We start from the raw sequence: 26,939 nt of genomic DNA on the forward strand, positions 1-26,939 counted from the left end.
TGGAACACAACCTTCATAATTCCTTGACTGCTCTGCGCAGGAAGTGCGCGATAATCGGTTTGCTCCATCACTTTGAATAAAGCGTCCAAGAAATTGCAATACACAAATGGCTTCTCCTGCGAAGGAAGCATGAACGGACGGGAACGATTCTTCTCGCTTAGCCGTTCATTCATCGCATCAATATGCGCTTCCAATGTTTGCATCACTTGTTGTTGCAGCGGCTGCAATGGCTCATTCCGTCCAAAGGAAGTAAACACCTGTCGGATGTAAAAGTTGGTCGTGTTATACAGATTTTTGGCATTCTGACACGCTTGATCCAGGTACGCAAACAACCGATGGCCAGGTTTGATCCACACTTGATGGGTCCTGTACGTGGACTTTGAATCTGACATGACTTCACCTCCTTCCAGCCATAAAATACAAAAAAACACGAATGTATGTTCCCTATAATTTTATTATACCGCTAATAAATATGGAAGGAAAGATCTTCTTGAGGGCGTATTCAGGAGGTCGCCGATTCACCTCGCCACTTGCAGAAGTGGGAGTCCTCTCAGCGAAAATTGATAGATAACATCTATTATAACATGGATGGTAGATAGGACAATTTCCGTCCTTTCTCGCATGCATGGCGGAATGCCGATGGACTGTTTCAATTTATGATTTACAGGGTAACTAATGAATAAAAGGAAGCGGTGATCATGATGGATTCAATCTTACAAATCAGTGTTGCAGTTATAGCGGTCGCTTTTGTAGTGCTGATGTATTTTTTAGTCCAGACTTTGAAAACGTTGACGGGTGCTTTGGAGGAAACCAAGAAAACGATCGGACAGCTCCGGGAGGAGGTATCGCAAATCAGCGTGGACGTGAAAGAGGCGGTTCATCACACGAACGCTATGACGATGGATGTTCGTTCGAAGCTTAGGTCGCTCGATATGATCTTTACCTCGGTAAATGATATCGGGCATGCGATTCATGCATTCACTGGAGCTGCGAGGGAGTCGGCGGCAAGCTTAACGGCTGCTTTGAAAAAAGAGAGACAGAAGCCGTTGAGGGAGCCCATGATGCTGAGTACGCTTTATGACGGAATTATTTCCAGTATTCGAATATGGAATAAAGTAAAAAAAATATAAGTTATAATAGAAACATACAAGAGAGGATAGAAGACGACTATGAATCCAATCATCAGCTTAACGGTTCCGGCGAAAGCGGAATATGTCGATATGGTCAGACTCACATTATTTGGATTTGCAAATAAATTGGGCTTTTCCTATGAAGAAATTGAAGATATGAAGGTCGCGGTCACGGAGGCCTGTACAAACGTCGTGCTTTATGCGTACAGCAATCAACAGCCGGGGTCTATAGCTATTCGGTTTGAGGTAGGGGAGGAAGGCCTTTCGATTCACATAAAGGATGAGGGAAGCAGCTTTAAATACGAGCATTCAGACCATGAGCATGCTTCCCTGCACGATAAAGAGCTAAGCGAAGTGACGGCGGGCGGGCTTGGCATCTTTATGATGCATGCTCTGATGGACCGGGTTGAAGTGCTTACGGAAAGAGGCACAGAGGTGATTCTCACCAAGCTAATTGGTAGGAAAGAGGAGATGGCATGAAGTCGAATTCATCCTGTCTGGATACGGAAGCCTTGATTGCGAAGATGAAACTGTATCAGGAAACGGATTGTAATGATACGGCAACGTTATTACTGCAGCACTTTGAACCAATCGTGAAGATGGCTGCTAACAAAATGTCCCGCAGCCGGCCTGACCTCTATGAGGATCTCTATCAGGTCGGACAGCTTTCCCTGCTGCGCTTATTCAAGCAGTATGACAGCTCCCGCGAAATCCCGTTCGAGGGTTATGCGATGAAGAGCATAATCGGACATCTGAAAAATTATTTGCGCGACAAATCCTGGTATATTCAGGTGCCGAGACGAATCAAAGAGAAGGGCCTGCTTATTCAGCAGGCGATTGACCATTTGACGGTTGAGCTCGGGCATTCGCCGAAAATAGAAGAAATTGCGGCGCATCTGGAGCTGTCGGTCGAGGAAACGATCGAGGTGCTTTCCTGCCGTGAATCGTACCACTATGTCTCGCTCGATACGCCGCTATCGAGCGAAGGCGAGAGCGCAGCTACGATAGGCGATCTTATCGGCTCGGACAAAGACGATTATCAGAACGTTGATAATCGTCTGGATCTGGAGGAGGCGCTGGATCAGTTGAAGGAAGAAGAGAAGACGGTACTTATTATGGCCTACCATCACGGGAAATCGCAGCGTGATATTGCCGATGAGCTTGGCGTATCGCAGATGAGCGTATCCCGAATACAGAGGCGCGCGATCGAGAAGCTGAAGGTTTTGCTGGCCGAAAGCGGCGGTTAGTTGCGCACCAGAAGTGGTTCGAAAGGGCGGAGTTAGTGGAGAAATCCAGTATAGCGCGCCAAATGTGACTCGAGAATGGGACGAGTTGCATAAGTCAGATGAAATTTGAGGAATAATGAGGCCGACCTGCGCAGCATATGCTGTCTTTGGTCAGCCTCGCTTTTATGTTTCAGCTGCTATTACATAGCGAAACGAGCTTTTGCCATATGGCGGCTCCACTCGGTTCGCTTACCCATTATTGCTTCGGATCAGGGATCATGCCATTCTCGATAATTTCCGTGTTCGTTTTCATTTTATCCATATCTTTGCCGAGCTTGACCATTTCTTTCACCGTGGGCGCCATGGAATTGGTTGTCTCCTTGAGCTCCTCTTTCATGGCTTTAACTCCCAGTCGTATTAAGCTCGTCCTTAACGTCTTCTTTGGTCGTGGAGAGGGAGTCCATCACCTTCTGATTAGATTGCTTGGCATGGTCCACCATCTCAGTGGCCTCCTCTTTGATGGTGCTAGCGAAGTCCTTCGTGCTTTGACCTACGTTTGAGGCGATATCTTTCGTTTTCTGGCTGATGGCTTGGCATGTATTTGCGAGATCCTCGCGGAACTTCGCACCCGATTTCGGCGCTAGCAGCAATGCTGAAATCGCGCCGATGGCACCTCCTACGATTGCTCCCAACAATAGGCCGTTGCTTGTTTGCTGTTGTGACATGTTTCATCTCTCCTTTTATAAGAATTTCAATTTCATAATAGTATTTAAACGATATCCGCTTGTTTGAAACAAAGCATTAGCAGACGAGAGGCAAGCGCAGACTTATCGATTTCCAAGGAAGCCACGCTTACCTTTTCCGAAATGTCAGAACCTCAGGAGAGCGAAGTTGCTGGATTTGTCCACGATAGAGCAACGTATCAAGTAACGCGGCAATCGGCAAGAAACGGATAGCGGTTGAGCAGGATTTCCCAAGGCAATAAAGGTCGGTATATAGTAAACTAAGGAGAAGCTATACTTTTTGCAGTTAAGTGCATATGGGATTGCAGTATACTTAAAAGGAATGAAAACGGTTACTAAAAGTGTAAGGAGTTAATGAACCAAGACTTAATGAACCAAGACTTAATGAACCAAGACTTAATGAACCATGAGTTATATAGATAGGATAGCTAACCGGCAAGGCATCAGCGAACTTGAGCGAATATCCAGCCGAATGAAGACAATGGCGTCAAGGGGGACGAATGATGTTCAAGGTAGTTTTGGTTGACGATGAATTGTACGCGAGACAGGGCTTAAAGCAATTTACCGACTGGAATAAATATGGATTCGATATTGTAGCCGAGGCTGCGAACGGCGAAGAGGCGCTGCATGTGATCGAGCAGACCCAGCCGGATTTGGTCGTTACCGACATTCGGATGCCGGTGCTGGACGGACTGGAGCTGATACGGGCGGTGAAGGAGAGGAAGAAAGCGGAGCCCTCGTTTATTATCGTCAGCGGGTACGGCGATTTTAAATATGCGCAGAAGGCGGTTCGTTTCGGCGTTAATGACTTTATTTTGAAGCCGATCGACGAGGAGGAAATGGAGCAGACGCTTCAAACCTTGAGCGAAACGCTAAGCAGAAACATGCAGTTTCAAGCGGACCGGGCGCGGTTGCTGGGCCAATCCTTCTTCGAAAGTCTATTGACGGGAACGCTGGAAAAGGATTTGTCTCCCGATATGATGCGGGCAATGGGGCTGAGGGACGATGAGGAGCTGCGTTATTTCGACGTAGAACTCAACGACCTTCAGCTTGCTCATGACTATTCGGAAGGACGATGGAAGACGGACGTTGCTGACGCGATCGCTTCCGCAATCGGCCAAGAGTCTATCTATGTCCATGAGCGGCAGCGGGGCGTGTTCGGGTTTGTGGCGGGAAAACAAAGCTGGACGCGGCATGAACGCTGCTGGAAGCAGTTTGCCGTTCTTCTGCAGCAGCGGCTTCGCGACCAACTAGGCGCGAATGTTATTCTTTACGGAGGGAAGGCGGTATCAGCGGCTGAGCTCATCCCCGAGTCGTTTCGAACGGCCGGCGAAGCATGGAGGCATAAATACGCCTCGGCCGGCAACGGGCCGCTGCTGTTCGAGGAAATGGAAGGCTGCCCGGTCAAATACCTGGAGATGGACGACAGTTCGGTTGCGAGGTTAATGGTAGCGATCGAAGAGAATGATCCGTTGGCTGTGTCTCGCATGATTGACGAAATCTTTGAAAGATTCCTAACGGAGCGTTATGCGCCGGATGCGGTGGTTAGGACGATAACCCGGTTCTTCTTCGGCGTCGTGCGGATCATTGAAAGCATGCAGGGCGATAAAAACGAATTGCTGTCGTTGGATGCGATGCACACCTGGTCGCAGACGCCCGCTACTTTACAAGGACTTAAAGCCAGGTTTATAAGCTTTGTTCAGGAAAGCTCGGCTTATATCGCAGAGCTTCGAAAAAATAATACGAAAGGCAGCATTCAAAAGATCAAACAATATATCGAGGAGCATTACGATCAAAACCTGAGTCTAAAAAGCATAGCGGCTGTTTTTTATATGAATCCGGTCTATTTGGGACAGCTGTTCAAGAAAACATACGGCGTCTATTTCAATGAGTTTTTGCTTCAAACCCGCATGAAAGAAGCGAAACGTCTGCTTCGTCAGACGGGGCTTCGCGTGTACGAAATCGCGGATAAAATCGGCTATAACAACGCGGACTATTTCGTGACCCAGTTCGAGAAGGCGGAGCAGAAGACACCGAGCGAATACCGCAGCGCCATGAAATCCAATAAATAAGGTCTGGTGGTTCTACATGCCGAAACTGAGCTTAAATCATGTGAAGCTGCGGGACAAAATGCTGCTCATCTATTTTTTATGCGTGCTGATCCCGATCGTACTGACCAATGTGATCTTTTATAACGTTACGACGAACAACGTCAAAAACCAAAAAATGAAGGATATCGCCATCACAGTCGAGAAGGCAAGGAACGACCTTCGTTCCCAAATCGATATCGCGCTTGGAATCTCCGCGGTGTTAAACACGGATTACTTCTTAAACGAAAGCTTGGAGAGAATATACAAAACCGACGGTGAATATGTAGACAGCTACAATACCGACATCGTTTGGATTTTGAACAAATACAGTCCGGTATATAAATCCATAAAGCAAATTACGATATTTACGGACAATCCGACCATCATAGGCGGAGGATACGTCATACCGATCACGGAAAAGGTTGAAAATGCCGAGTGGTACCGGGAAATCAATCAGACGACCTATCCGATCGTTGTCCGCAACAGCGAAATGGGCGCGTTCGGTCATGAAAATATGTACAGCGTCATTCGAAAGCTTAATTATTCCGCCGATCAGAATGAGTGGCAAAAAATCGTAAAAATCGATATTCACGCCGATGCGATCAGGCAGGTGTTCAGCTCTATCGCACTGGATGGCGACGTCTTCTTGATTGACGAGGACAACGTGATCCACTATTCGAACCGGCGCGATATCGATTGGGTGTTTCAAAAGGCCGTTTATTCGCCAGCCTTATTGACAAACGATTCTTTTCTTTTTGAAGAACGTTATTCCAGCATCAACAATTTCGGCGAATGGTCGATCGTGCTTGCGATGTCTGAACAGAAGGTGCTGGAGGAGGTTCGGAAGTCTAAAGCATTCGTTTATTATTTGGCTCTGACTAATATATTGGTTCCGACGCTGATCATCGTATGGATTATGAATTCGCTGAGCACCCGCCTCGTCGGACTGCTGAGGCATATGAAGAAGGTGAAGCACGGCTCCTTCCAAACGGTAGCGTACGGGGATCACCGGGACGAAATCGGGCAGCTCACAAGCGAATTCAACCGGATGACCTTGCAAATTAAAACCTTGATTGACGACGTCTACGTCGCTGATATCCAGAAGAAGGACCTTGAGCTGAAACGGAATCAAGCGCAGCTGCATGCGCTGCAAAGCCAAATCAACCCCCATTTCCTGTTTAACGCGCTTGCGACCATTCGAACGCGGAGCATGATGAAAAACGAAGTGGAAACGGCTAAAATCATTCACAATATGGCAAAGATATTCCGAAAATCGCTGCAATGGGGCAAGGATTGGGTCAGCATCCGGGAAGAGATGGATTTGGTGCTCTGCTTTTTAGAAATTCAAAAGTATCGCTTTGCCGACAAGCTGAACTATCGAATCGAGGTGGACGATTCCGCATATAGCTGTATCATTCCTAAAATGATGCTTCAGCCATTGGTGGAGAATGCGAGCATTCACGGCATCGAGCCGATCAAGGAAGAAGGGCTGATCGATATTAGAATCGAGCATAAGGGCGGTTCGCTATACTTTACCGTAAAGGATAACGGCGTCGGCATGAACGCGGAGGAGCTTGGACGGATGATGAGGTCGATGCATGAGAGCGAAGAGATGGGGGACAACGTAGGTATCAAAAACATCTATTACCGGTTGCAAATGTATTTCAACGGTGAAGCCGATTTCGAAATAACAAGCTCTCCGGGAGAAGGGACGCTGGTCCATATACGCGTACCGGAGCGAAGCGGCAAAAAAATATAAAATCTAACGCGGATCGAGTGTCGGAACCCCCGATATCGATCCGCGCTGCCGTTAAGTTGTTTGTTTTTGAAAGTAAAACCTTTAGTTTGCGGGGTAACAGGGAAATCGTTTTCATTCTATACTGAAAGTGCTTACAAAACAATGACTGTTGAAAGGGGATTGCTTCAAACATGAAGAAATGGATACTTTGCAGCTTCATCTTCGCCATGCTTTTTACAGCTTGCAGCAACGGAAATGGAAATACGGAAGCGCCGGCGGCGAACAAAAATGCGAACGCGCCATCGGGGGAAACAGAGGAAGCGCCGCTTGAAAAAGTGACCTTCTCGTACTTTAACGCTGCCGCAGCGGCGAAGGACGTCAACACGAACGAAACGACAATCGGTAAATTACTTGAAGACCAAACGGGGGTTAACTTCAAAATTGAACACTTGGTCGGCGACCTCAATACAAAAGTCGGTACGATGATCGCCTCCAACGAGTATCCGGATGTTTTGATCCCGGATGCAGCGATCGATAAAGTGCTTGACGCTGGTGCGTTCATCGCGTTGAACGACTTGATCGAGGAGCATGGGCTGAACATCAAGAAAGTGTACGGTCCTTATTTTGAACAAATGAAAGCGGCTGACGGAAATATCTATTTCATTCCGTTCTCCAACGTAGTCGGCGAGTATATCCCCGATCCTTCGATTGGTCAAGGAGCATTCTGGGTACAACGCCGCATATTGGAAGAAGCAGGCTATCCGAAGATCAACAAGCTGGACGACTACTTCAAACTGATTGAGGACTACATGAACAAGCATAAGGAAGAAGACCTGACCGGCTTCATGGCCCTTACTCACGATTGGAGATTTTTCGCAACGTCGAACCCTCCGATGCACTTGGAAGGCTACCCGAACGATGGCGGCGTCATTATAGACATGAACACATTCGAAGCAAAAACCTATGCGGCAGCCGACTCCACGAAACGCTGGCTGCAGAAGTTGAACGAAATTAATGCGAAAGGCATGATCGACAAGGCGTCCTTCGTCGATAATTACGATCAATATCTTGCGAAGATGACTTCCGGTAAAGTACTTGGTTTCTTCGACTACGGCTGGCAAATTGGCAACGCGACAAACAATTTGAGGGATGCCGCGAAAGCGGACCCGTCGAAAGACGGACTTCGCTACTTCCCGCTTCCGGTTACATTCGACGGTCAGAAGGATCAATACCTGGATCCGCCGGGCTTCGTTAAAAACCGCGGAATGGGCATCACGGTCAGTGCGAAAGATCCGGTCCGCATTATTCAATATTTCGACAACCTGCTTAAAGAGGAAAACCAAATTCTCCGCAGCTGGGGAATCAAAGGCGAGACGTACGAAGTGAACGAAAACGGCCGCATGTACCGGACGCCGGAGCAAATTGCCAAGATTGATGAGACGTTCAACGAAACGTTCGGTTTCAAATACTATTCGTGGAACTGGCCGCAGTGGGGCAACGGCTCTTCCTTGTCGGACGGAAATGCGGTGCAGCCAGGCGTGCAAGCGGAAGTATTCCAAATGAGCCTAACGGACGCAGATAAAGCGATCCTTGAAAAGTATGGTGTAAAAACGTATTCGGAGTTGTTTGCAAAACCGGATGATCGCCCTTGGTTCCCGGCATGGGCGATTCCGAAGGAACAAGGCTCGCCGCAGCAAATTTTCACAACGAAGAGCGATGAAATTACGAAGAAGTACTTCCCTAGACTCGTACTTGCCACACCTGCGGAATTTGAAGCCGTCTGGGCTGAATATGCAGGCGAAATGGGCAAGCTCGATAAGGAACAATATGAGCAATGGACAACAGAAGAAGTGAAGAAGCTTATCGATTTGGCTAAAGGAAACTAAATGCAGCAGCAATGGAAAGGCCGGCCTGCAAAGGTTCAAAATGAGCCTCGAGTCCGGCCTTTTCTCCTTATTTATCCCGAATCGGTGCCGGAAGGAGAAGAAAGATATGGAGAACACAACACTGACGGCGTCTCCCAAGACGTTATCCAAAAAACCGGCGGGTTTTTTCACGAAACTGGTTCAGCAGCGCGCCCTTGTCTTGATGTCTGTTCCTTTTCTTATATGGTTATTTGTATTTAAATATTTGCCGCTGTGGGGCTGGACGATCGCGTTTCAAAAATTCAAGCCGGCCAAAGGCTTCTTTGATCAGCAATGGATAGGCTTCGAGCATTTTGCGTTTTTGTTTCAGGATGAACGGTTTTTACGCGTTTTGCGCAACACGCTTGCAATGAGCACGATAAATCTTGTGCTCGGCTTCGTTACAGCCATTGTGCTTGCCTTATTGTTGAATGAAGTGCGGCATGTCTATTTCAAGCGCGTCGTTCAGACGGTCAGCTATTTGCCTCACTTTATTTCCTGGGTCGTTGCGGCCAGCATCGTGCAAACGACGTTGTCGCCCGACGGAATCATTAATGAATTGCTGATTTGGTTCGGATGGGTGGATAAAGGCAACGAAATATTGTTCCTCGGCATAGGGGAATATTTTTGGGGGCTGTTCGGGGCCTCCTCGGTTTGGAAGGATGTCGGCTGGAATACGATCGTCTATTTGGCCGCCATGACGATGATTGACCCGGCCCAGTATGAGGCTGCCAAGATGGATGGCGCGAATCGGTTCCAACGCATCGGATACATTACGCTGCCAGGCATTAAGCCGGTTATCATCGTATTGCTGATCATGCAAATCGGGCATTTGCTCGAAGCGGGCTTTGAACCGCAATACTTGCTCGGCAACGGCATGAACGTTGACTATTCCGAAGTTATCGATATTTTCGTTCTCAAATACGGTATCGCACAAGGCAATTTCTCGCTCTCGGTCGCTGCGGGTATGTTTAAAACCGTAGTCAGCTTTATTTTATTGTTCGCTGCGAACTACTTGGCGAAGCGAATGGGCGAATCCAGATTGTTCTAAGGAGGATCAGATCATGGCAACAGCAGCTACTTCGTCGAAGCCGAGGAAGGCGGATCGCATATCTTCATCGCGCGAAGACCAGATTTTCGACATTTGCAACTATACCTTCTTGGTTCTGCTCATGGTCGTCACGTTGTATCCTTTCTTGAACACGGCGGCGATCTCTCTAAATCAAGCAAATGATACAATCCGCGGCGGCATCTATTTTTGGCCAAGATTGTTTACATTGGATAACTATGCTTATGTATTCAAAGAAGCGAGCGTGTTTCATGCAACGATGATTTCGGTGCTTCGAAGCTTAATTGGCACGGCGGTCACCGTATTCTGTTCGGCGATGGTCGCCTACACGATTACCCGGCAGGACTATGTTCTCCGCAAATTCGTGACGCTTGCGTTTATTTTGACGATGTATTTCAATGGCGGATTAATACCGAACTTCCTGCTCATTCGTGAGCTCGGCATGCTCGGCACGTTCTCGGTGTACATTATTCCCGGCCTCATCGGCGTATTTAATCTGATTATTATCCGCTCCTTTATCGACGGGCTGCCGGAGAGCATCCTGGAATCCGCGCGCATCGACGGTGCCGGCGATTTCACGACTTTCATAAAAATCGTGCTGCCGCTTTGCGTACCGGTGTTAGCCACAGTAGCGCTCTTTACAGCCGTATATCAGTGGAATTCATGGTTCGACGTATTCCTGTATAATTCGTCCCATCAGAAGTTAAGCACCTTGCAATACGAGCTGCAGAAGATTTTGCAAAACTCGAACGCTTCATTATCTGCCCGGACGGCAAGCGATGCGTTCGCGAATGCGGACAATGAGGCAGCAAATTCTGTAACGCCAATGGCAGTACGCGCCACGATGACGATCGTCGCGAGCGTGCCGATCATTATCGTGTATCCGTTCCTTCAAAAATATTTCGTCAAAGGTATGATGGTAGGCGGCGTCAAGGGTTAATGTTCGAGCAACACCTGATAAGAGGAGGAACAAATCATGGGAGATTCCAACCATCGCATCATTCCAAAATTGTACGAAGCATTCAGCCAATCGTTCGATATCGGTGCCGCTGTCAATGCAAGAACGATACAGACGCAGCGGGAGCTTCTGGCCTATCACTTTAACAGCGTCACGCCGGAAAATGAGATGAAGTTTGAGAGCCTTCATCCCTTGGAGGATACGTATACGTTCGAGAAAGCGGATGAAATTGCCTCTTTCGCCAAAACCCAAGGCATGAAGCTCAGAGGGCATACGCTGGTATGGCATAACCAAACGCCGGACTGGCTGTTCCAGGACGCCAAAGGCGGTACGGTCGACGCCAAAACGCTGCTTGCACGCATGAAATCGCATATCGACACCGTCGTAAGCCGGTACAAGGACAGCATTTACGCTTGGGACGTCGTTAACGAGGTGATCGCAGACGAGGGGACGGAGCTATTGCGTCAGTCAAAGTGGCTCGACATCGCGGGAGAAGGTTTCATTGCGAAGGCTTTCGAATATGCGCATGAAGCGGACCCGAACGCGCTGCTGTTCTACAACGATTACAACGAGAGCCATCCCGCCAAGCGTGAAAAAATTTATACGCTGGTCAAAGGGTTGGTCGACCGCGGAGTACCGATTAACGGTGTGGGGCTGCAGGCGCACTGGAATATCACAAATCCCGGTCTGGACGACATTCGCAGCGCAATCGAGCTGTATGCGTCTCTCGGGCTTCAACTGCAAATAACGGAAATGGACGTTTCCGTATTCGAGCATGGTGACCGCCGAACCGATTTGACCGCGCCGACGGAGCAGATGAACGAGCTGTTAACGGAGCGGTACGAACAGTTTTTCAAGCTGTTCCGCGAATACGAGCAGCATATTACGGCGGTAACGTTCTGGGGCGCGGCCGACGATTATACGTGGCTTGATTATTTCCCCGTGCGGAGCCGCAAAAATTGGCCGCTGCTCTTCGATGAACAGCAGCAGCCGAAGAAAGCGTTCTGGCGCGTTGTGGAGGGGTAGTGAAATGAAAGACAAAGAAAGGAGGAGCAACGATGCGTCATCCATCATACGAATGCTGGCTTCAATACGAGCCTGTCAAGAATAGCGGGCGAGCAAATGAATATCGTTCGTGGTGTGCGCGTCTCGTCGTTTCAGAGCAGGGCGAGGTGCTGAATACGGCGGTGGATGAGCTGAGATCGGGCATCCGGCGGATGCTCGGCCTGCGGCCTGCTATAGCCGCAGAGCTAGGACCGTCAAAGCAAATCGTTATTGGAACGGCGGCCAGCGTCTTGTTGACGCCGGATGAACGCGAGGAAGCGTCTGACTTGCCCGAGGATGGATATTTCATGCGAACGGTTTCAGACGAGCGCGGCGAACGGCTCGTCATCGCCGGCAGAGCGGAGCGCGGCGTGCTGTATGGCTGCTTTCATTTGCTGCGTTTCCTTGCTTTAGGGGAGGAAACGGAGGAACTTCATATCATCGAGACTCCGAAGCATAGGCTGCGAATGATCAATCATTGGGACAATATGGACGGATCGGTCGAGCGGGGATACGCAGGCCAGTCAATTTTCTTCGATCAAAACAAGTTCGTCGCGGACCGCGGAAGAATTGCCGATTACGCGCGCTTGCTCGCTTCCGTCGGGATTAACGGCTTAACGATCAACAACGTCAACGTGCATGAGGTTGAATCAAAGCTGATTGACGATTCTTTCTTGAACGACGTGGCGGACGTCGCGGGTACGTTCCGTTTGTACGGCATTCAACTGTATCTCAGTGCGAACTATGCTGCTCCGATCACGATCGGCGGCCTAACGACCGCAGACCCGCTGGATCCTTCCGTTGGCGCCTGGTGGAAGGGGGCTGCCGCGAACGTTTACGCGCACATTCCCGACTTCGGCGGCTTCGTCGTCAAGGCGGACTCCGAGCATCGCCCGGGACCGTTTACGTACGGACGCGATCACGCCGAAGGCGCGAACATGCTGGCTGAGGCGCTGGAGCCTTACGGCGGCGTTGTTATATGGCACTGCTTCGTGTACAACTGCATGCAAAACTGGCGTGACCGGAAGACGGACCGCGCCCGTGCGGCATATGATCATTTCAAGCCGCTCGACGGCAAATTCAAGGACAATGTCATCTTGCAAATCAAGAACGGTCCGATGGATTTTCAGGTTCGTGAGCCCGTATCTCCGTTGTTCGGTTCCATGGATCGGACGCGTCACATGATGGAATTCCAATTGACCCAGGAATACACCGGTCAGCAGCGCCACTTATGTTACCTCGTGCCGCAATGGAAGGAAGCGCTCGATTTCGATACGTATGCCAAAGGTGAAGGCACCCCGGTCAAATCGCTCATCGCAGGCATTACGGCCGTATCCAATATTGGGAACGACGATAATTGGACGGGACATCTTCTCGCGCAAGCGAACCTTTACGGCTTCGGCCGAATCAGCTGGAATTCGGAGCTGTCGGCAGAAGGTATCGCCGATGAATGGGCGCGTATGACATTCGGCGCGGAGCCAAAGGTAGCAGAGACGGTGTTGGACATGTTAGTACGTTCTTGGCGCATCTATGAAAACTATACGGCTCCGCTCGGTGTCGGCTGGATGGTTAATCCGGGTCACCATTACGGGCCGAACGTGGACGGCTACGAATACTCATTGTGGGGCACCTACCATTATGCCGACTGCGTCGGCATCGGAGTCGATCGCACGCGAGAGACGGGGACGGCCTATTCGCAGCAATATTTTGAGCCGAACGCCTCGATGTACGATACGCTGGAGACGTGTCCGGATGAGTTGCTGCTCTTCTTCCATCACGTTCCTTATACGCATGCGCTTCGATCCGGGGAAACGGTCATTCAACATATCTACAACACGCATTTCGACGGCGCGAAGCAAGCTGAAGGGCTTGTCGCCGTTTGGCGGCAGCTTGAAGGCTTAATGGACGAAAGCCGATTCGCGGAAGTGCTTGAACGGCTGCAGGAGCAGGCCGAGCACGCGAAGGAATGGCGCGACATCATTAACTCCTACTTTCTGCGCAAATCGGGCATTTCAGATAAGCTTGGCCGGATGATTTATTAATAGGAGGTTTACATCAGGAGGGATTTGAAATGCCGGAGAAATTAGGCGCTTTTTATACGGGGCAATACCGCAACCTGTTTCTGGAATGCGGTTACGGGGCTGCGGAAATCGAAGCAAGGGTTCAGCATACGTGGAACGAGCTGTTCGAAGGCAATGAAGATACGCGAATTTATTACGAGGCCGGCGACGATAAAGCGTATTTCCTCGATACCGGCAACTTGGACGTACGGACCGAGGGCATGTCCTACGGTATGATGATAGCTGTGCAAATGGACCGGAAGGACGTATTCGACCGTCTTTGGAAATGGACGATGGACCATATGTACATGACGGATGGACTGCACGCCGGTTATTTCGCGTGGTCGTGCAGCACTGACGGCTCGCGAAATGCGAATGGCCCGGCACCCGACGGCGAGGAATTTTTTGCGCTGGCGCTGCTGTTCGCCTCCCATCGCTGGCAGGAAGGACCGCCCCCGTTCGATTATGGCAAGCAGGCTCGCGATTTGCTGCGGACTTGCATTCATAAGGGAGAGAACGGCGACGGCTATCCGATGTGGAACCCGGACAACAAGCTGATCAAGTTTATTCCGGACTGCGAATTTTCAGATCCATCCTATCATCTGCCGCATTTTTACGAGCTGTTCGCTTTGTATGCCTATGCGGAGGATCGCGCGTTCTGGAAACAGGCGGCGACGGCAAGTCGGGAATATTTGAAAATTTCGTGCCACCCGGTAACGGGGCTGGCGCCGGAATACGCTCACTACGATGGAACGCCGAATAACGACAAGGGCTACGGGCATTTCTTCAGCGATTCATACCGGGTGGCGTGCAATGTCGGATTGGATTGGGAATGGTTCCGGGGGGATGCATGGGAGGTCGAGGAAACGAACAAGCTTCAATCGTTTTTCGCTGACAAACAGCCGGACGATTACCGCAGGTATACAGTCTCAGGCGAGCCGTTCGAGGAGAAGTCGCTTCATCCCGTCGGCTTGATTGCGACGAACGCAATGGCATCGCTTGCCGCTGACGGACCGCATGCACGCGCCAATGTGGAGCTGCTCTGGAATACACCGGTTCGCACCGGCGTGCGCAGATATTATGACAACTGTTTATATATGTTTGCCATGCTGGCTTTGAGCGGCAAATACCGCATTTGGCTGCCGAATAAATTCTCTGATAAAGAGTAGTTTACCTCTTTATTTAGCACGCTTGTGTCGCACCGATGCGGCATAAGTGTGCTTTGTTGAGGCTGTACCAAAGCGCGCTAAACAGGGCTTGGGAGCGAGGAGTTAATGGATAAATCCATCATAGCACGCTAAACAGCCCTCATAAAATGGGGCGAACTGTATAATTCATGTAGAATAGATAAGTTTCCCCCCTCATTTAGTGAGTCTGATAAATAGCCGCTGCTAAGAATGCGGTGTCGCGGGCTCTTTTTTTGCAAAAAAAACTTAAATTTGTTAAGTAAGCTATATATTTCCTCAGGTATTTCTACTCCGGATGAAGAGCTAAGATGAAGGGCACGGGCGGCAGCCGCTTCAGCCCTTCGTCGCCGATAACGCGCCAAGAAATGATGGCGCTGACGGCGCGTGCGCTGGAAGCGGCAGGCCGACCGATCAAAGCGGAAGGAACGTTGAACGGCTTCTCTGACGCTTCGAGCGTGGCTGACTTTGCAAGCGACAGCGCGGCAGCGCTCGTCGCAGCCGGAATCGTAAACGGTATCGCTGGAGAAATCCAGCCGAAAGACATGCTAACCCGCGCGCAGGCGGCCGTGATCCTGCATCGCGTTTGGAACCTCGAATAGCAATTCCCCAAAAAAAAGGCCATCTCAAAGCCGGTAAAATGGCAGAGAGATAGCCTTTTTTTATGATTTTTTTGTGAAATTGGTAAATATTTGAGCCGATAATTCCGATAAAAAAACAACATACATATTTTAACTGCAAAGTGATACGAAAACGGATAGAGAATAGGAGAGAAATCATGTTTAAGCGAGTGGAAAACGAGCTGGAGTTGGCCATGTTTAACGGCATTTGGACAACCGTTTGGATGGAGAAAGGGTTTGAACTTGAATTTTCCGATCAAGCTCTTGAGAAATTCGTCATCGTTACAGCGGAAGGACATTATGTAGGCACGTCCGAAATCAAGCCTTACGATGCGGGTACGAGCCCCATTAACGAAGCGGCGCCCTTCCGGGAGCATCCAAAGATAATGAGCGCAGAGGGGGCAGTCGCCGAGATCGACAAAATAGCGCTGCTCAGGCCGTATCGCGGGCGATATATCTCGGATCTGTTATCGTCGGCCGTTTATATTGCGGAGAAGCTTCAACTGAAATATTTTGTCTCGCTGCTCGAGCCTGTATTTTTGCGCGCATTGCAAATTACGTTCAAGGTGCCGCTGGAGAAGGTGGGAGGCAAAATTTTTTACAAGGGCGACCATGTCATACCCGTATTGTTCGATATGGAGCAAATGTATCGAAACAAGATGCGCTATGAATGGCTCGTATATCCGCAAGAGGCCGTTTTCTCGATTAATGGAGCGGAAGGAGTGTCTGGACGAAGCAGGTAAGCGATAAAAAAATAGTTTATTAGAAAAGGCGGAAATGACATGAAGAGCGGACTTGCAGAATTAGATAAACGCAATCGGTTATTGATCAAAATATTATGGAGTTTATTGGCTCTTGGAATCGCAACGGATCTTGCTATCGGACTAGCGGCGAATATGATCCTGTTGCTGGCCGGCGTTGGTGTATTTTTATGCGGCGCAGCCACGTTCATGACCTACCGGAGCATCCTTACCGGGTATATTAAATATTTAGTGCCGTGTATTTTGACCGTAATCGTGTCGTTGTTAATCGTTTCCGATCCGAACCCGATCGTGAGCACTTACTTTCTAGTGTACGTTAATCTAGCAATCGTAACCTTGTACGCGGATTACAAGCCAATTATTTTTACAGGCGTTTTGGGTGCGGCGCTCAGTACTTATTTATTTCTGGATCCCGTTCTTCAGCCGCGGCTGTTCCCCGGCGAATCTTTGGCTTATTTATTTTTATATCTAGCGTTCGCGACGGCCGCGCTTGCGTTCTCCGCGAATTTCAGCCAAAGGCTCCAGCGCCAGGTAACAGATAAGCAGCGCGAGGCATTAGCTTCCAAGGATATGGCGGAAGCTCTGCTTGCCAAGCTGAAATCGTCTATTCACGTGCTAACGGAATTTAGCAGCAGCCAGCAAACGACAGTCCGGTCGACCGGAGATATTTCCAAGGAAGTGACGCTCACATTCTTCGAAATGTCGGCAGCGATCGAGAAGCAGACGGGTACGATTCTGAACATAAGCGAGTCTACGCAGATTATCGACGCAGCTGTCAAGAGGCTGCTTGAAGGGACGGAGCTGCTGCAGCAATACTCCGCGGATAATGCGGCCTTAACGGAGCAGAACCGCGAGCAAATGGCCGTTTTATCGTCCGAGGTAGAGAGCGTTCGCACCATTATTGCCCATACGGTGGAAATGATGACGCAGCTCAATGAACAAAATGATCGCGTAAGCTCTATTGTCGATACGATCGGAGATATTGCCGAGCAAACGAATTTGCTGGCGCTTAATGCGGCCATAGAAGCGGCGCGCGCCGGCGAGCATGGGAGAGGCTTTGCGGTCGTATCGGGCGAGGTTCGCAAGCTGGCGGATAATGCAAGAAACGCAACGAATGAGATTTCGGATATTTTATCCGGCATCCGTTCGCAAATTAGCGCCGTTCATGCCCAGGTCGAGAGCGGGCAAGCGGCGGTCGCGACGAGCCGGGACGTATCCCGCCAAGTGCAGCAGCTGATTGGGCGCATTAACGACAATACGGAGCTTGTAAAGCAGCATTCCGATACGGTGGGCAGCTCTGCCAATCATTTGCATGAGCGATATGCGGATATGGCCGGCGAGATGGTCAATATTGCAGCCACGACGGAGCAGAATATGGCTTCGGTCGAAGAGGTGCATGCGAGTATGGAGACGCAGGATATGAAGATTCATACGATGGTGGAAGAGTATGCTCAGCTGGATCAATTATTGTCAGAGCTCAAGGAAATGGTAGCGAAGCACTAATTTTTTTTTACTTCGACCGCCGCGCCGATTACTTTTTTGATATGATGTACCTTTAAATACAATACAAGATGTGTTATATTATTTAACATAAACGAAAAACGTTTACCTTCGGCCTATGGAATCGCTTATCATTTTTTCCGCACGAAGCCGGTGTTGTCCGCAGTCATGCAAAAAACGTCGCGTTGAATGGCGAGAACCTTCCTAAGCGGCATAAAAGAATAGCTATAGTGAAGGCAACAGAAACCAGTAGATTCCATTTACTGGTTTCTTTGTTGTTCAGAAGTCCGTCTATATTCTTAGATTTTTCATCTAATGATTGCCAATTAACGATATATCGTATAGAATAATTTCAATACGATATATCGTTAACGGAGGTTGGATAGAATGAAAGAGGAATGGCAGCAAGAGGAGCGATTGTTTTTACATCTGTGCAATGAAAGAGAGACGAACGGGTCAGGCAAGCGCTATTTCAGCCGCGGCGGAGTGAAATATGCCTTGCTGGAGCTGTTGGAACAGGAAAGCATGCATGGCTATCAGATGATGAAGGCGCTGGAGGAACAATCGGGCGGCACCTATAAGCCGAGCGCGGGATCGATTTATCCAACCTTGCAGATGCTGCGGGATCAGGGTTTCGTCGAAGCCTCGAAGCAGGACGGAAAGAAGGTATTCGATATTACGGATGCCGGCCGGGCTTACTTGCTTGAGGAGAAGGATAACGCCGATAATACCGAGCTCAGCTGCGATCGGCTGGAGCAGAACGATGCCGAAGAAGATAATGGTCCGTGGGAACGCACGAGAAAGAATCGAAGGTTGACTCCCAAGGGCAAGGAGCTGCTGCATCTGCTGAAGGCTGCAGAGCGGGCAGCGTTGAACGATCCGGCAAAGGCCGTTCAGCTGCGCGTCATTCTTGAACAATTGCTGCACTCGCTTCGCCAAGTAACGGCGGAATCGGAAAGCAGCAGCGGAGAGTGGGAAGCTCAATGAGAGACAACAACTCGGCTCAAGCTTTTCGGCCAGGCGGCGGCATGGGGGGAATGAGACGGTTCGGTACCGGCGAGAAGGCGAAGCCTGCCAGCATATACAGCATGTTTGTGCGGGTTTACACGCATGCCAGGCTGGAGTGGCGATCATTGATCGCGGCGCTTGTCTGCGTCATCACGGTATCGTTGCTCGAATTTGTCGTTCCCCAGCTAACTCGTCTCACGATCGACCACATTATTCCTGACAAACGCTCCGACCAATTGTTTCTTATTGGCGGAGGCGTTCTTGGAGCGGCGATCGCTCTTGGATGCCTGCGCTTTATCAGTACCTCTCTCATGGCCTCTATCGGACAAAAGGTGCTTTACAAACTTCGCAACGATTTGTATCGTCACATGCAAAGTCTGGACGTTTCCTTCTTCGACCGCAACCGTACCGGCGACCACGTTTACTGCCGAGTCTTACGAGTCCGAACGATTCTCGGAGCGGACAAAGAAAAATATGAATGCGAATATTCAGGTCGTTCGCTTGCGGGCTGCTTATGAACCCATTATTGATTTTCTTAAAGTCGCTTTCATCGCTTATTTACGGTTATTGCAAAATCCGGTTCGTCATTTCAGCCGAATTATGAATACGATTCAGCAATCGGCTGCCGCCTATGAACGAATTATGGAGGTTCTGAATACGAAGGCAGAAATTATCGAGAGGAAAGGAGCGGTATCGCTTCCGCCTTACGGATGAGGAGTTGCTATACGCAAATAGGCGAACGAGGCGTTAAGCTCTCAGGCGGACAGAAGCAGCGGCTCTCCATTGCAAGAGCTATATTGAAAAATCCGCGCATCATTATTCTCGATGAAGCGACCGCTTCACTTGATACCGAATCGGAGCAGCATATCCAGGATGCGCTGGCGCAACTGCTGCGAGGAAGAACCTGCCTGGTCATCGCCCACCGGTTATCGACGATTCAACAAGCGGACCGAGTTTATGTGCTTGAGAATGGCTGCATTGTCGAGAACGGAAGGCATGATGAGCTGCTGCGCAAGCAGGGGCGCTATAGTCAGCTTTACGAATTACAGTTCCCGCATACGGATGCGGCGCACTAACAAACAATCGCAATGGGAGGTGTCCGTTTATTGAAATCAAAACGAATACTGAAGGATTTTTTTCGGAAAACGTGGTATGTGTACCTGTTCTCAATCTTTTTTCACCTGATTTCCAGCATGATCAACGTTTTTTATCCGAAGGTTCTGGGACAGTTTACGGATAAGCTTCTGCCTGGGGAATTAACGCGCGCTCTGATCGTCGATTACAGCTTGATTCTGTTGCTTATCGGCGCAGGCCATGTGCTGTTTAATGGAATGGCGATGTATTTGATCATGCATGTCGGCAGAAAATTCGAATTTCTCGTTCGCGGAGGGTTATTCAAGCATTTTACGGAAATGAGTGAACGGTTTTATTCGAGAAACGGCGTCGGAAAGCTGCTAAGCTACTTTATGAACGACGTTACAGCGGTTCGCGAGTCGATCTCAATGGGCGTTAACCAGACGGTAAATGCAACGATGCTGCTGGTAGCCGCAGTAACTATGATGTTAATTAGCGGAATTCCTTATTATTTAATTCTAGCTTCGGTAACACCGCTTTTGCTTATCCCGTTCATCGTTATTTATTTAGGTCCGATCATCAGGAAGCGTTCGTTAGAGGTGCAGGAAGCGCTTGGGACGATGACCGAAACAGCGGAGGAGCAGTTCGGAGGCATTCGCGTTACGAAAAAATTTGCCGTTGAAGCCATCATGAAGCAGCGGTTTGACAAAACGGTGGAGCAAATCCGGAATAAGCAGCTGAGGCTTGTACGGGTGTCGTCCTTTTTCCAGGCTTTGATTCCTTTTCTTGGGGCCGTTGCTTTGATTATCGCGCTTGCCTTCGGAGGTTACTTGACGATCATGAAGCAGATTACGCTTGGTAATTTCGTAGCCTTGACCCTCTATATCCGAATGCTTATGAATCCGCTCCAACAAATTGGAAACGTCATCAACTCGATCCAGCGCTCCCGCGCGTCCCTGGAGAGGTTAAATGATTTGCTGTCGCAAAAATCGGATATCGTGGAGCTGGAAACCGCGAGGCCGGCCAATCTTGCTGAAGCCGGCATCTGTATTCAAAATCTTTCGTTTGCCTACGGAAAGTCTTCCAATAATGTGCTTAAAAATATCAATTTGAATATCAAGCCCGGAACGACGCTCGGCATCATCGGGCGTACGGGCAGCGGCAAGACGACCTTAATGAAGCTGCTGCTGCGCACGTATGATCCTCCGCCGGGAACGATCAGGTTCGGCGATACGGATGTAAGGGAGCTGACGCTTGAAAGCTTGCGCAGTCAGATCGCTTATGTTCCGCAGGACGGTTTTCTGTTCAGTACGACGATTAGAGAAAATATCGCTTTCTACGAGCGGGAAACGGAAATCGGGAAAGTCGAGGCTGCCGCGCAGCAGGCTCAAATCTACGACAATATCATCGATTTGCCGAACCGGTTCGAAACGAGGCTCGGCGAGCGCGGATTAACCTTGTCCGGCGGTCAGCGACAGCGGACCAGCTTAGCCCGCGGTCTTATCAAGAACGCTCCGATCATGATTCTCGACGACAGCGTCAGCGCGGTGGATGCCGTTACGGAGAAGGATATCATTGAAGCGATCCAAACGGAAAGAAGCCATAAAACGACGGTTATTATTGCGCATCGAATCAGTGCGATTAAACACGCGGATGAGATCATCGTGTTAGATGACGGCGTGATCGTGCAGCGCGGAAAGCATACGGAGCTGCTTGCGAAGCAGGGACTCTATGCGACACTTCATGCCATTCAGGAGGAGGGGAGTCAGCATGCGACCGGCACAAGCCATTCATAATTGGCAGACGGATCAGAAGGCCGATCCTAATCTGCCGGAACAGAAACCGCAATACGTTTCGGCCTTTCGTGCTTTGTCAGGCTATGTAAGACCGCATATATGGGCGTTTATCGGTGTTTTTTGCTGTACGCTAATCGCCATTTTATCCGATTTGCTGCAGCCATTTCTGATGAAGATCGCGATTGACGATAATTTGCTGGCGGGCAAGAACGATTACAAAGGTTTGCTTACCATTTGCGCCGTCTATTTGGGATTATCCGTATCGAGTCTTCTATTCACATATCTGCAAAGCAATTTGCTCCAGCATATCGGCCAAAGCATCGTGGCGCGCGTTCGCAAGCAGCTCTTCGGCCATATCATGAAGCAGTCGATGCGGTACTTCGACCGGATGTCCAGCGGAAGTCTGATCACGCACGTATCCAGTGACACGGAGGCTTTGAACCAATTTTTTAATCAGGTGCTGCTCAGTTTGTTCAGGGATGGACTCACGCTGATCTTCATCATCGTCATGATGTTTCAGCTGGATACGACGCTTGCTCTTTATTGTTTAATATTGTTACCGATCATATGGCTTATTGCGATTGCCTTCCGCTCTTACATGAGAACCACCTATCAGATCGCTAGAACGAGATTGTCCCGAATGGTGGCGTTTGTAGCGGAAAATTTATCGGGAATGAATGTCGTGCAGGTGTTTCATCAGCAGAAGGAGCAGGAGAAACAATTTAACGAGCGCAACAGCTTATACTTTCAAGCTAATATCCGGGAAATACGGACAAATGTCGTGTTTGGGCGCACCTTTGAAATATTGAGCAATTTATCGATAGCATTCGTGACCTGGATTGGCGGAAACGCCGTGCTGGGGCAAAATCTTGAATTCGGCGTCTTGTATGCGTTCATTGCGTATATCCGGCAATTTTTTCAACCGATCAATACGATTACCCAGCAATGGAATACGCTGCAGTCGGCAACCGTTGCCATTACCCGCATTTGGACGGTATTCGCTAATAAGCCGGACATTATGGACCGTAAGCTCGACGATGCGGATTCGCATAAGTTCGAACCGGAAAAAAAGGAATCGCAATACGCGGCGGCAGATCTGTCAGACGCAGATGCCGGGCTTAGCCTGGAGCAAGTGAAGGGGCGTATCGACTTTGACGATATATCCTTCTCCTACGAAGAGGGAATACCGATTATTCGCCATTTGGATTTGCATATCAAACCGGGAGAGCTTATAGGCGTCGTTGGAACGACCGGTGCAGGCAAAAGCTCGCTGATTAGTCTATTATGCCGTTTCTATGACGTGAAGGAAGGAAGCATCCAGATAGACGGGGCGGATGTGAGGGATATTCCGCAAGCCACCCTGCACCGGGTAGTCGGGCTGGTCCAGCAGGAGCCTTATCTCTATTCGGGAAGCATTATAGATAATGTGAGAATGTTCGACGAAACGATCTCTCGCGAGGAGGTTATTCGGGCTTGCGAATTCGTAGGCGCGGATACCATTATTAAGAAGCTAAGGAACGGCTACGATGCATTGCTGTCGGAGCGCGGCAGCGGATTGTCCGCCGGTGAGCGCCAGCTCATTTCATTCGCCAGAATTATCGTATTTAAACCGAAGGTTCTTATACTGGATGAGGCTAGCGCCAATCTGGACTCGCATACCGAGCAATTGATTCAGAACGCCCTTCATATTGTTTCACAAAATCGCACAACGATTGTCATTGCGCACCGCCTGTCAACCATTATGCAGGCTGACCGGATTATCGTCATGAGCCATGGCGAAATCGTGGAGCAAGGCAATCATCAACAGCTGCTGGAGCATGATGGCCATTACCGGGAATTGTATGAGCACTCGCAAGGCCATGTAGCGGTGTAGTCCAGCCCTCTTCACCCCGTATCCGGTGCATGTGTGCCGAATAAAAGGTGAAGGGGGTTGCTTTTGCTGCAGGCTGAATCTAAAATTAGTGAGATGATCCGATAGAGACGATAGAGCTCTTTCGCAATATATAATAGAAAGAAGCAGATGCAGCAATGAGTATTTTTATCCATATTTTGTTAACGAACGTACTGCCGATGGGCATTATGATTGGGATCGGCGTTGCCATTCAACGGGCCTTCAAGCTTGATATTAAAACGTTGTCGAAGCTCAACTTTTATTTATTTTCGCCGGCCATCATGTTCGATTTATTGTATACGACAAGCATTTCAGCGAATGTAATAGGCAAAATACTGTTTTTCCTCGTATTGTTTATGGCCGCTCAATATCTGATCGTTGAGTTCGTCATTCGCCTGAGGGGCTATGGCCCGGGGATGAAGAGCGCGATGCGCAACAGCGTGCTGTTCTATAACAGCGCAAATTACGGCATACCGCTTAATCAGCTGGCATTCGCCGGAAATAAGGAGACGCTGGCCGTTCAGGTTGTCGTGATGATGATTCAGTCGCTCGTGCCTAACACCTATGGCATTTATAATGTGAATGCGCATAAGGCGGACATTCGGGCGATTATGAAGACGATTTTTTCGATGCCGATTATTTATGTCATACCGGTCGCCTTCTTATTGAGAGGTTTCGATGTCGCGATTCCCCAGCCGATAGCAACGCCCATCGATTATTTATCGAGCGCCTTCATCGGAACGGCGCTTATAACGCTGGGCGTCCAGCTGGGCAATATGGAGTGGCGAATCAAACGTTCGCTCCTTATCGATGTCAGCTTGTCGGGCATGCTGCGGCTCGTTGCCGGACCGCTGCTGGCATGGCTTATTGTATGGCTGCTCGGGCTGGACAAGCTTACAGCCGCTGCGCTTATCGTTTCTTCGGCAGTTCCTACGTCGCTCAGCAGCGTTCTTCTAGCCGTTGAGTTTGACAATGAGGCAGAATTCGCTTCACAGTCTGTATTCGTATCGACGATCTTGAGCATATTGACGGTTACCGCCGTTATATTCTTCTTGCGGCTCGACATTTAACGGGAGTGAACGTTCCATAGCCTGCTTTTAGGTTTCCGCCAGTAATGGGGTGGAAGCCTCTTTTTATTTCATCGATTCAAGGATATTCAGTGCAATATTGAAAGAGATAGTTCATCCTTCACATTTAGGTTGCTTGCTGTGCCCCCTATAATCAAAGTATACAAATCATCGAGAGAGCAGGGATGTGGTATGAGCGCGTTGAATAGGGTCAGGCAGCGGCAGTGGAAGAGCTTCTCATTAAGGCTGAGAGGACGCTGGGAGTCACCGGTCGCAGGTTATTTATTTATTTCTCCATGGTTAATCGGTTTTCTGGGACTTACCTTGTACCCGATGATCATGTCTTTGTACTATGCGTTTACGAACTTTTCCCTATTGGAAGCTCCACAGTGGGTCGGGTGGAAAAACTACAACCTCATTTTGACGAATGACGACACCTTCGTGACGTCGCTCAAGGTGACCTTATTATTCGTCGTATTCTCGGTTCCGCTAAAGCTGATTTTTGCTTTGCTTGTAGCCATGCTGCTGAACAAGGATATTAAGGGAATCAGTGCGTACCGTCTCATGATTTATTTTCCTTCCCTGATTGGTACGAGCATTGCTGTCGCGATTCTCTGGAAGAACATCTTTTCCGGCGACGGCTTCATTAACCAAATCCTGGAAGTATTCGGCATTGAAGGATACAGCTGGGTGAATGATCCGCGGACCGCATTAAGCACACTTGTCGTGCTTGTTGTTTGGCAGTTCGGTTCGTCTATGGTCATCTTCTTGACCGGCCTAAAGCAAATTCCGAGAGATTATTATGAAGCCTCCTCCGTGGACGGAGCATCGAAAATAAGACAATTTTTTAGCATTACCCTGCCGAGTCTTTCCCCGATCATCTTGTTTAATCTGGTGCTGCAAACGATCGGCTCCTTCCAGATGTTTACGCAGGCGTTTATCATTACCAAGGGCGGGCCGATCAATTCAACATACATGTATGCGTTGTATCTGTACGATCGGGCATTCGGTCGCTTGCAAATGGGGTATGCCTCCGCTTTGGCTTGGATTCTGCTCATTATCATTGGAATCGCAACAGCTCTCATCTTTATATCCTCTAGGTACTGGGTGTTCTATGAGAATGAAAGGAAGGGGAAAGCATGAGACGAGCATCGATGGGAAAATATAGGAACCATGCGATCATGATTGCGTTCAGCTTGGTCATGATGTACCCGGTCGTATGGTGGCTGGGGGCTTCGCTCAAGAAAAATGAAGAAATGGTTTCACCCAATATTTTTCCGAGTACACCAATGTGGGGCAACTATGTAGACGGCTGGACGGCTATTCCAAGCTACAGCTTTACTCATTTCTATATGAATTCCTTTGAACTGATCCTGGGTGTCCTGTTCACTACGATCATTTCTTGCAGTCTGGTTGCATTCGGGTTCGCTAGACTTGATTTTCCGCTTCGCAATTTCTGGTTTTCCCTTGTGCTCATTACTTTGATGCTGCCTGGACAGGTTACGCTCATTCCACAGTATTCGATGTTCCACAGCTTTGGATGGGTGAATACGTACTTGCCGTTTATCGTCCCTCATTCCTTGGCGGGAGGTACCGGCGGCTCCTTCTTTATCTTCCTGTTGGTTCAATTTATTCGAGGGATACCGAAAGAGCTCGATGAAGCGGCTAAGATCGACGGCTGCAACTGGTTCGGTATTTACTGGCGTATTGTTATGCCGCTTACAAAGCCTGCTTTGGTTACAGTCATGATTTATTGCTTCTTATGGAATTGGGACGACTTTTTTGGACATTTGATCTACATTAATTCCGTGGATAAATATACAGTTCAACTGGCACTGCGACTGTTCATCGATTCTCAGGATGCTATGCAGTGGGGCCAGCTTCTGGCGATGTCGCTAGTGTCAATCCTGCCCGCTGTCATCATCTTCCTTCTTGCACAGAAGTATTTTGTCCAGGGGATTGCTTCAACAGGTATTAAGGGTTAAAGTGAAAAAATGGGGGAGCTGCGTTTGCGCAGCTTTCTTTTTATCTCACGGGCATTGGGCTAATTGCAACGAGGATGATGAGAAGAGGGTG

Annotated in this window: 25 protein-coding genes and 1 pseudogene; 23 read left to right on the plus strand and 3 right to left on the minus strand. The window is 49.2% G+C overall.

The window, feature by feature from the left end; all coding sequences use genetic code 11:
- A pseudogene (locus L1N85_RS21000) lies at positions 1-392 on the minus strand (RNA-guided endonuclease InsQ/TnpB family protein); the annotation flags it as partial.
- Positions 393-698: 306 nt separating this feature from the next.
- Here L1N85_RS21000 and L1N85_RS21005 point away from each other — a divergent pair.
- From L1N85_RS21005 to L1N85_RS21015, 3 genes are read left to right on the plus strand one after another with little or no spacing between them, the layout of a single operon-like run.
- A complete protein-coding gene (locus L1N85_RS21005) occupies positions 699-1,130 on the plus strand; it encodes a DUF948 domain-containing protein (protein WP_235241005.1) in 432 nt (143 codons plus the stop codon).
- A gap of 39 nt (positions 1,131-1,169) precedes the next feature.
- Positions 1,170-1,610, plus strand: a complete 441-nt coding sequence (gene rsbW / locus L1N85_RS21010) for an anti-sigma B factor RsbW (protein ID WP_235241006.1) — start codon at positions 1,170-1,172, stop codon at positions 1,608-1,610.
- On the plus strand, positions 1,607-2,377 hold the full coding sequence (locus L1N85_RS21015) for a sigma-70 family RNA polymerase sigma factor (protein ID WP_235241007.1): 771 nt from the start codon (positions 1,607-1,609) through the stop codon (positions 2,375-2,377). The genes rsbW and L1N85_RS21015 overlap by 4 nt, the downstream gene beginning before the upstream one ends.
- 235 nt (positions 2,378-2,612) lie before the next feature.
- Here the strand turns inward: L1N85_RS21015 and L1N85_RS21020 are convergent, their stop codons facing one another.
- Together L1N85_RS21020 and L1N85_RS21025 are read right to left on the minus strand one after the other, a co-directional pair.
- Positions 2,613-2,753 carry a hypothetical protein gene (locus L1N85_RS21020; RefSeq protein ID WP_235241008.1) on the minus strand — a complete coding sequence of 47 codons (141 nt, stop codon included), beginning with the start codon at positions 2,751-2,753 and terminating at the stop codon, positions 2,613-2,615.
- Positions 2,754-2,757: 4 nt separating this feature from the next.
- A complete protein-coding gene (locus tag L1N85_RS21025) occupies positions 2,758-3,081 on the minus strand; it encodes a YtxH domain-containing protein (RefSeq protein ID WP_235241009.1) in 324 nt (107 codons plus the stop codon).
- Positions 3,082-3,602: 521 nt separating this feature from the next.
- Here L1N85_RS21025 and L1N85_RS21030 point away from each other — a divergent pair.
- The 20 genes from L1N85_RS21030 to L1N85_RS21125 all read left to right on the plus strand — a co-directional run bounded on the left by L1N85_RS21030 (position 3,603) and on the right by L1N85_RS21125 (position 26,848).
- A complete protein-coding gene (locus tag L1N85_RS21030; RefSeq protein WP_235241010.1) occupies positions 3,603-5,171 on the plus strand; it encodes a response regulator transcription factor in 1,569 nt (522 codons plus the stop codon).
- Positions 5,172-5,187: 16 nt separating this feature from the next.
- Positions 5,188-6,948 (plus strand): sensor histidine kinase, encoded by a 1,761-nt coding sequence (locus L1N85_RS21035; protein ID WP_235241011.1) that lies wholly within the window; start codon positions 5,188-5,190, stop codon positions 6,946-6,948.
- Between the two features lie 170 nt (positions 6,949-7,118).
- On the plus strand, positions 7,119-8,813 hold the full coding sequence (locus tag L1N85_RS21040) for an extracellular solute-binding protein (protein WP_235241012.1): 1,695 nt from the start codon (positions 7,119-7,121) through the stop codon (positions 8,811-8,813).
- Between the two features lie 106 nt (positions 8,814-8,919).
- A complete protein-coding gene (locus L1N85_RS21045; RefSeq protein WP_235241013.1) occupies positions 8,920-9,882 on the plus strand; it encodes an ABC transporter permease in 963 nt (320 codons plus the stop codon).
- Between the two features lie 13 nt (positions 9,883-9,895).
- Positions 9,896-10,840, plus strand: a complete 945-nt coding sequence (locus L1N85_RS21050; protein WP_235241014.1) for a carbohydrate ABC transporter permease — start codon at positions 9,896-9,898, stop codon at positions 10,838-10,840.
- A 36-nt stretch (positions 10,841-10,876) separates the two neighbouring features.
- Positions 10,877-11,884 (plus strand): endo-1,4-beta-xylanase, encoded by a 1,008-nt coding sequence (locus L1N85_RS21055; RefSeq protein WP_235241015.1) that lies wholly within the window; start codon positions 10,877-10,879, stop codon positions 11,882-11,884.
- Between the two features lie 32 nt (positions 11,885-11,916).
- The gene (locus L1N85_RS21060) at positions 11,917-13,944 is read left to right on the plus strand and encodes an alpha-glucuronidase family glycosyl hydrolase (RefSeq protein ID WP_235241016.1); all 2,028 of its coding nucleotides are present in this window, start codon (positions 11,917-11,919) and stop codon (positions 13,942-13,944) included.
- Positions 13,945-13,973: 29 nt separating this feature from the next.
- Entirely contained in the window at positions 13,974-15,131 is a 1,158-nt protein-coding gene (locus L1N85_RS21065; protein WP_235241017.1) for a glycosyl hydrolase family 8, read from the plus strand.
- A gap of 326 nt (positions 15,132-15,457) precedes the next feature.
- Entirely contained in the window at positions 15,458-15,748 is a 291-nt protein-coding gene (locus tag L1N85_RS28030; protein WP_407946533.1) for an S-layer homology domain-containing protein, read from the plus strand.
- A 176-nt stretch (positions 15,749-15,924) separates the two neighbouring features.
- Entirely contained in the window at positions 15,925-16,509 is a 585-nt protein-coding gene (locus L1N85_RS21075) for a hypothetical protein (RefSeq protein WP_235241019.1), read from the plus strand.
- Positions 16,510-16,548: 39 nt separating this feature from the next.
- Positions 16,549-18,030, plus strand: a complete 1,482-nt coding sequence (locus L1N85_RS21080; protein WP_235241020.1) for a methyl-accepting chemotaxis protein — start codon at positions 16,549-16,551, stop codon at positions 18,028-18,030.
- Positions 18,031-18,414: 384 nt separating this feature from the next.
- Positions 18,415-19,014 (plus strand): PadR family transcriptional regulator, encoded by a 600-nt coding sequence (locus L1N85_RS21085; RefSeq protein WP_235241021.1) that lies wholly within the window; start codon positions 18,415-18,417, stop codon positions 19,012-19,014.
- The gene (locus L1N85_RS21090) at positions 19,011-19,553 is read left to right on the plus strand and encodes an ABC transporter transmembrane domain-containing protein (RefSeq protein WP_235241022.1); all 543 of its coding nucleotides are present in this window, start codon (positions 19,011-19,013) and stop codon (positions 19,551-19,553) included. The genes L1N85_RS21085 and L1N85_RS21090 overlap by 4 nt, the downstream gene beginning before the upstream one ends.
- Entirely contained in the window at positions 19,510-19,749 is a 240-nt protein-coding gene (locus tag L1N85_RS21095) for a hypothetical protein (protein ID WP_235241023.1), read from the plus strand. Before L1N85_RS21090 ends, L1N85_RS21095 begins: the two co-directional genes overlap by 44 nt.
- Entirely contained in the window at positions 19,746-20,111 is a 366-nt protein-coding gene (locus tag L1N85_RS21100) for an ATP-binding cassette domain-containing protein (protein ID WP_328285256.1), read from the plus strand. The genes L1N85_RS21095 and L1N85_RS21100 overlap by 4 nt, the downstream gene beginning before the upstream one ends.
- Positions 20,112-20,141: 30 nt before the next feature.
- On the plus strand, positions 20,142-21,905 hold the full coding sequence (locus tag L1N85_RS21105) for an ABC transporter ATP-binding protein (protein ID WP_235241024.1): 1,764 nt from the start codon (positions 20,142-20,144) through the stop codon (positions 21,903-21,905).
- On the plus strand, positions 21,880-23,778 hold the full coding sequence (locus L1N85_RS21110) for an ABC transporter ATP-binding protein (protein ID WP_235241025.1): 1,899 nt from the start codon (positions 21,880-21,882) through the stop codon (positions 23,776-23,778). The genes L1N85_RS21105 and L1N85_RS21110 overlap by 26 nt, the downstream gene beginning before the upstream one ends.
- Positions 23,779-23,933: 155 nt before the next feature.
- Entirely contained in the window at positions 23,934-24,866 is a 933-nt protein-coding gene (locus tag L1N85_RS21115) for an AEC family transporter (protein WP_235241026.1), read from the plus strand.
- Between the two features lie 189 nt (positions 24,867-25,055).
- On the plus strand, positions 25,056-26,006 hold the full coding sequence (locus L1N85_RS21120; protein WP_235241027.1) for a carbohydrate ABC transporter permease: 951 nt from the start codon (positions 25,056-25,058) through the stop codon (positions 26,004-26,006).
- Positions 26,003-26,848 (plus strand): carbohydrate ABC transporter permease, encoded by an 846-nt coding sequence (locus tag L1N85_RS21125; RefSeq protein WP_235241028.1) that lies wholly within the window; start codon positions 26,003-26,005, stop codon positions 26,846-26,848. The genes L1N85_RS21120 and L1N85_RS21125 overlap by 4 nt, the downstream gene beginning before the upstream one ends.
- Positions 26,849-26,939 lie beyond the last annotated feature (91 nt).

This window comes from Paenibacillus alkaliterrae (genome assembly GCF_021532375.1).
Lineage (GTDB): Bacteria > Bacillota > Bacilli > Paenibacillales > Paenibacillaceae > Pristimantibacillus > Pristimantibacillus alkaliterrae.

What these genes read in the sequence shown, in the direction of transcription:
- L1N85_RS21055 (WP_235241015.1), top strand. Translation starts at nt 10,877, where the DNA reads ATGGGAGATTCCAACCATCGCATCATTCCAAAATTGTACGAAGCATTC.
- L1N85_RS21005 (WP_235241005.1), top strand. Translation starts at nt 699, where the DNA reads ATGATGGATTCAATCTTACAAATCAGTGTTGCAGTTATAGCGGTCGCT.
- rsbW (WP_235241006.1), top strand. Translation starts at nt 1,170, where the DNA reads ATGAATCCAATCATCAGCTTAACGGTTCCGGCGAAAGCGGAATATGTC.
- L1N85_RS21085 (WP_235241021.1), top strand. Translation starts at nt 18,415, where the DNA reads ATGAAAGAGGAATGGCAGCAAGAGGAGCGATTGTTTTTACATCTGTGC.
- L1N85_RS21030 (WP_235241010.1), top strand. Translation starts at nt 3,603, where the DNA reads ATGTTCAAGGTAGTTTTGGTTGACGATGAATTGTACGCGAGACAGGGC.
- L1N85_RS21110 (WP_235241025.1), top strand. Translation starts at nt 21,880, where the DNA reads ATGCGACCGGCACAAGCCATTCATAATTGGCAGACGGATCAGAAGGCC.
- L1N85_RS21040 (WP_235241012.1), top strand. Translation starts at nt 7,119, where the DNA reads ATGAAGAAATGGATACTTTGCAGCTTCATCTTCGCCATGCTTTTTACA.
- L1N85_RS21075 (WP_235241019.1), top strand. Translation starts at nt 15,925, where the DNA reads ATGTTTAAGCGAGTGGAAAACGAGCTGGAGTTGGCCATGTTTAACGGC.
- L1N85_RS21115 (WP_235241026.1), top strand. Translation starts at nt 23,934, where the DNA reads ATGAGTATTTTTATCCATATTTTGTTAACGAACGTACTGCCGATGGGC.
- L1N85_RS28030 (WP_407946533.1), top strand. Translation starts at nt 15,458, where the DNA reads ATGAAGGGCACGGGCGGCAGCCGCTTCAGCCCTTCGTCGCCGATAACG.
- L1N85_RS21045 (WP_235241013.1), top strand. Translation starts at nt 8,920, where the DNA reads ATGGAGAACACAACACTGACGGCGTCTCCCAAGACGTTATCCAAAAAA.
- L1N85_RS21100 (WP_328285256.1), top strand. Translation starts at nt 19,746, where the DNA reads ATGAGGAGTTGCTATACGCAAATAGGCGAACGAGGCGTTAAGCTCTCA.
- L1N85_RS21060 (WP_235241016.1), top strand. Translation starts at nt 11,917, where the DNA reads ATGCGTCATCCATCATACGAATGCTGGCTTCAATACGAGCCTGTCAAG.
- L1N85_RS21125 (WP_235241028.1), top strand. Translation starts at nt 26,003, where the DNA reads ATGAGACGAGCATCGATGGGAAAATATAGGAACCATGCGATCATGATT.
- L1N85_RS21080 (WP_235241020.1), top strand. Translation starts at nt 16,549, where the DNA reads ATGAAGAGCGGACTTGCAGAATTAGATAAACGCAATCGGTTATTGATC.
- L1N85_RS21035 (WP_235241011.1), top strand. Translation starts at nt 5,188, where the DNA reads ATGCCGAAACTGAGCTTAAATCATGTGAAGCTGCGGGACAAAATGCTG.
- L1N85_RS21065 (WP_235241017.1), top strand. Translation starts at nt 13,974, where the DNA reads ATGCCGGAGAAATTAGGCGCTTTTTATACGGGGCAATACCGCAACCTG.
- L1N85_RS21090 (WP_235241022.1), top strand. Translation starts at nt 19,011, where the DNA reads ATGAGAGACAACAACTCGGCTCAAGCTTTTCGGCCAGGCGGCGGCATG.
- L1N85_RS21095 (WP_235241023.1), top strand. Translation starts at nt 19,510, where the DNA reads ATGAATGCGAATATTCAGGTCGTTCGCTTGCGGGCTGCTTATGAACCC.
- L1N85_RS21015 (WP_235241007.1), top strand. Translation starts at nt 1,607, where the DNA reads ATGAAGTCGAATTCATCCTGTCTGGATACGGAAGCCTTGATTGCGAAG.
- L1N85_RS21050 (WP_235241014.1), top strand. Translation starts at nt 9,896, where the DNA reads ATGGCAACAGCAGCTACTTCGTCGAAGCCGAGGAAGGCGGATCGCATA.
- L1N85_RS21020 (WP_235241008.1), bottom strand. Translation starts at nt 2,753, where the DNA reads ATGAAAGAGGAGCTCAAGGAGACAACCAATTCCATGGCGCCCACGGTG.
- L1N85_RS21025 (WP_235241009.1), bottom strand. Translation starts at nt 3,081, where the DNA reads ATGTCACAACAGCAAACAAGCAACGGCCTATTGTTGGGAGCAATCGTA.
- L1N85_RS21120 (WP_235241027.1), top strand. Translation starts at nt 25,056, where the DNA reads ATGAGCGCGTTGAATAGGGTCAGGCAGCGGCAGTGGAAGAGCTTCTCA.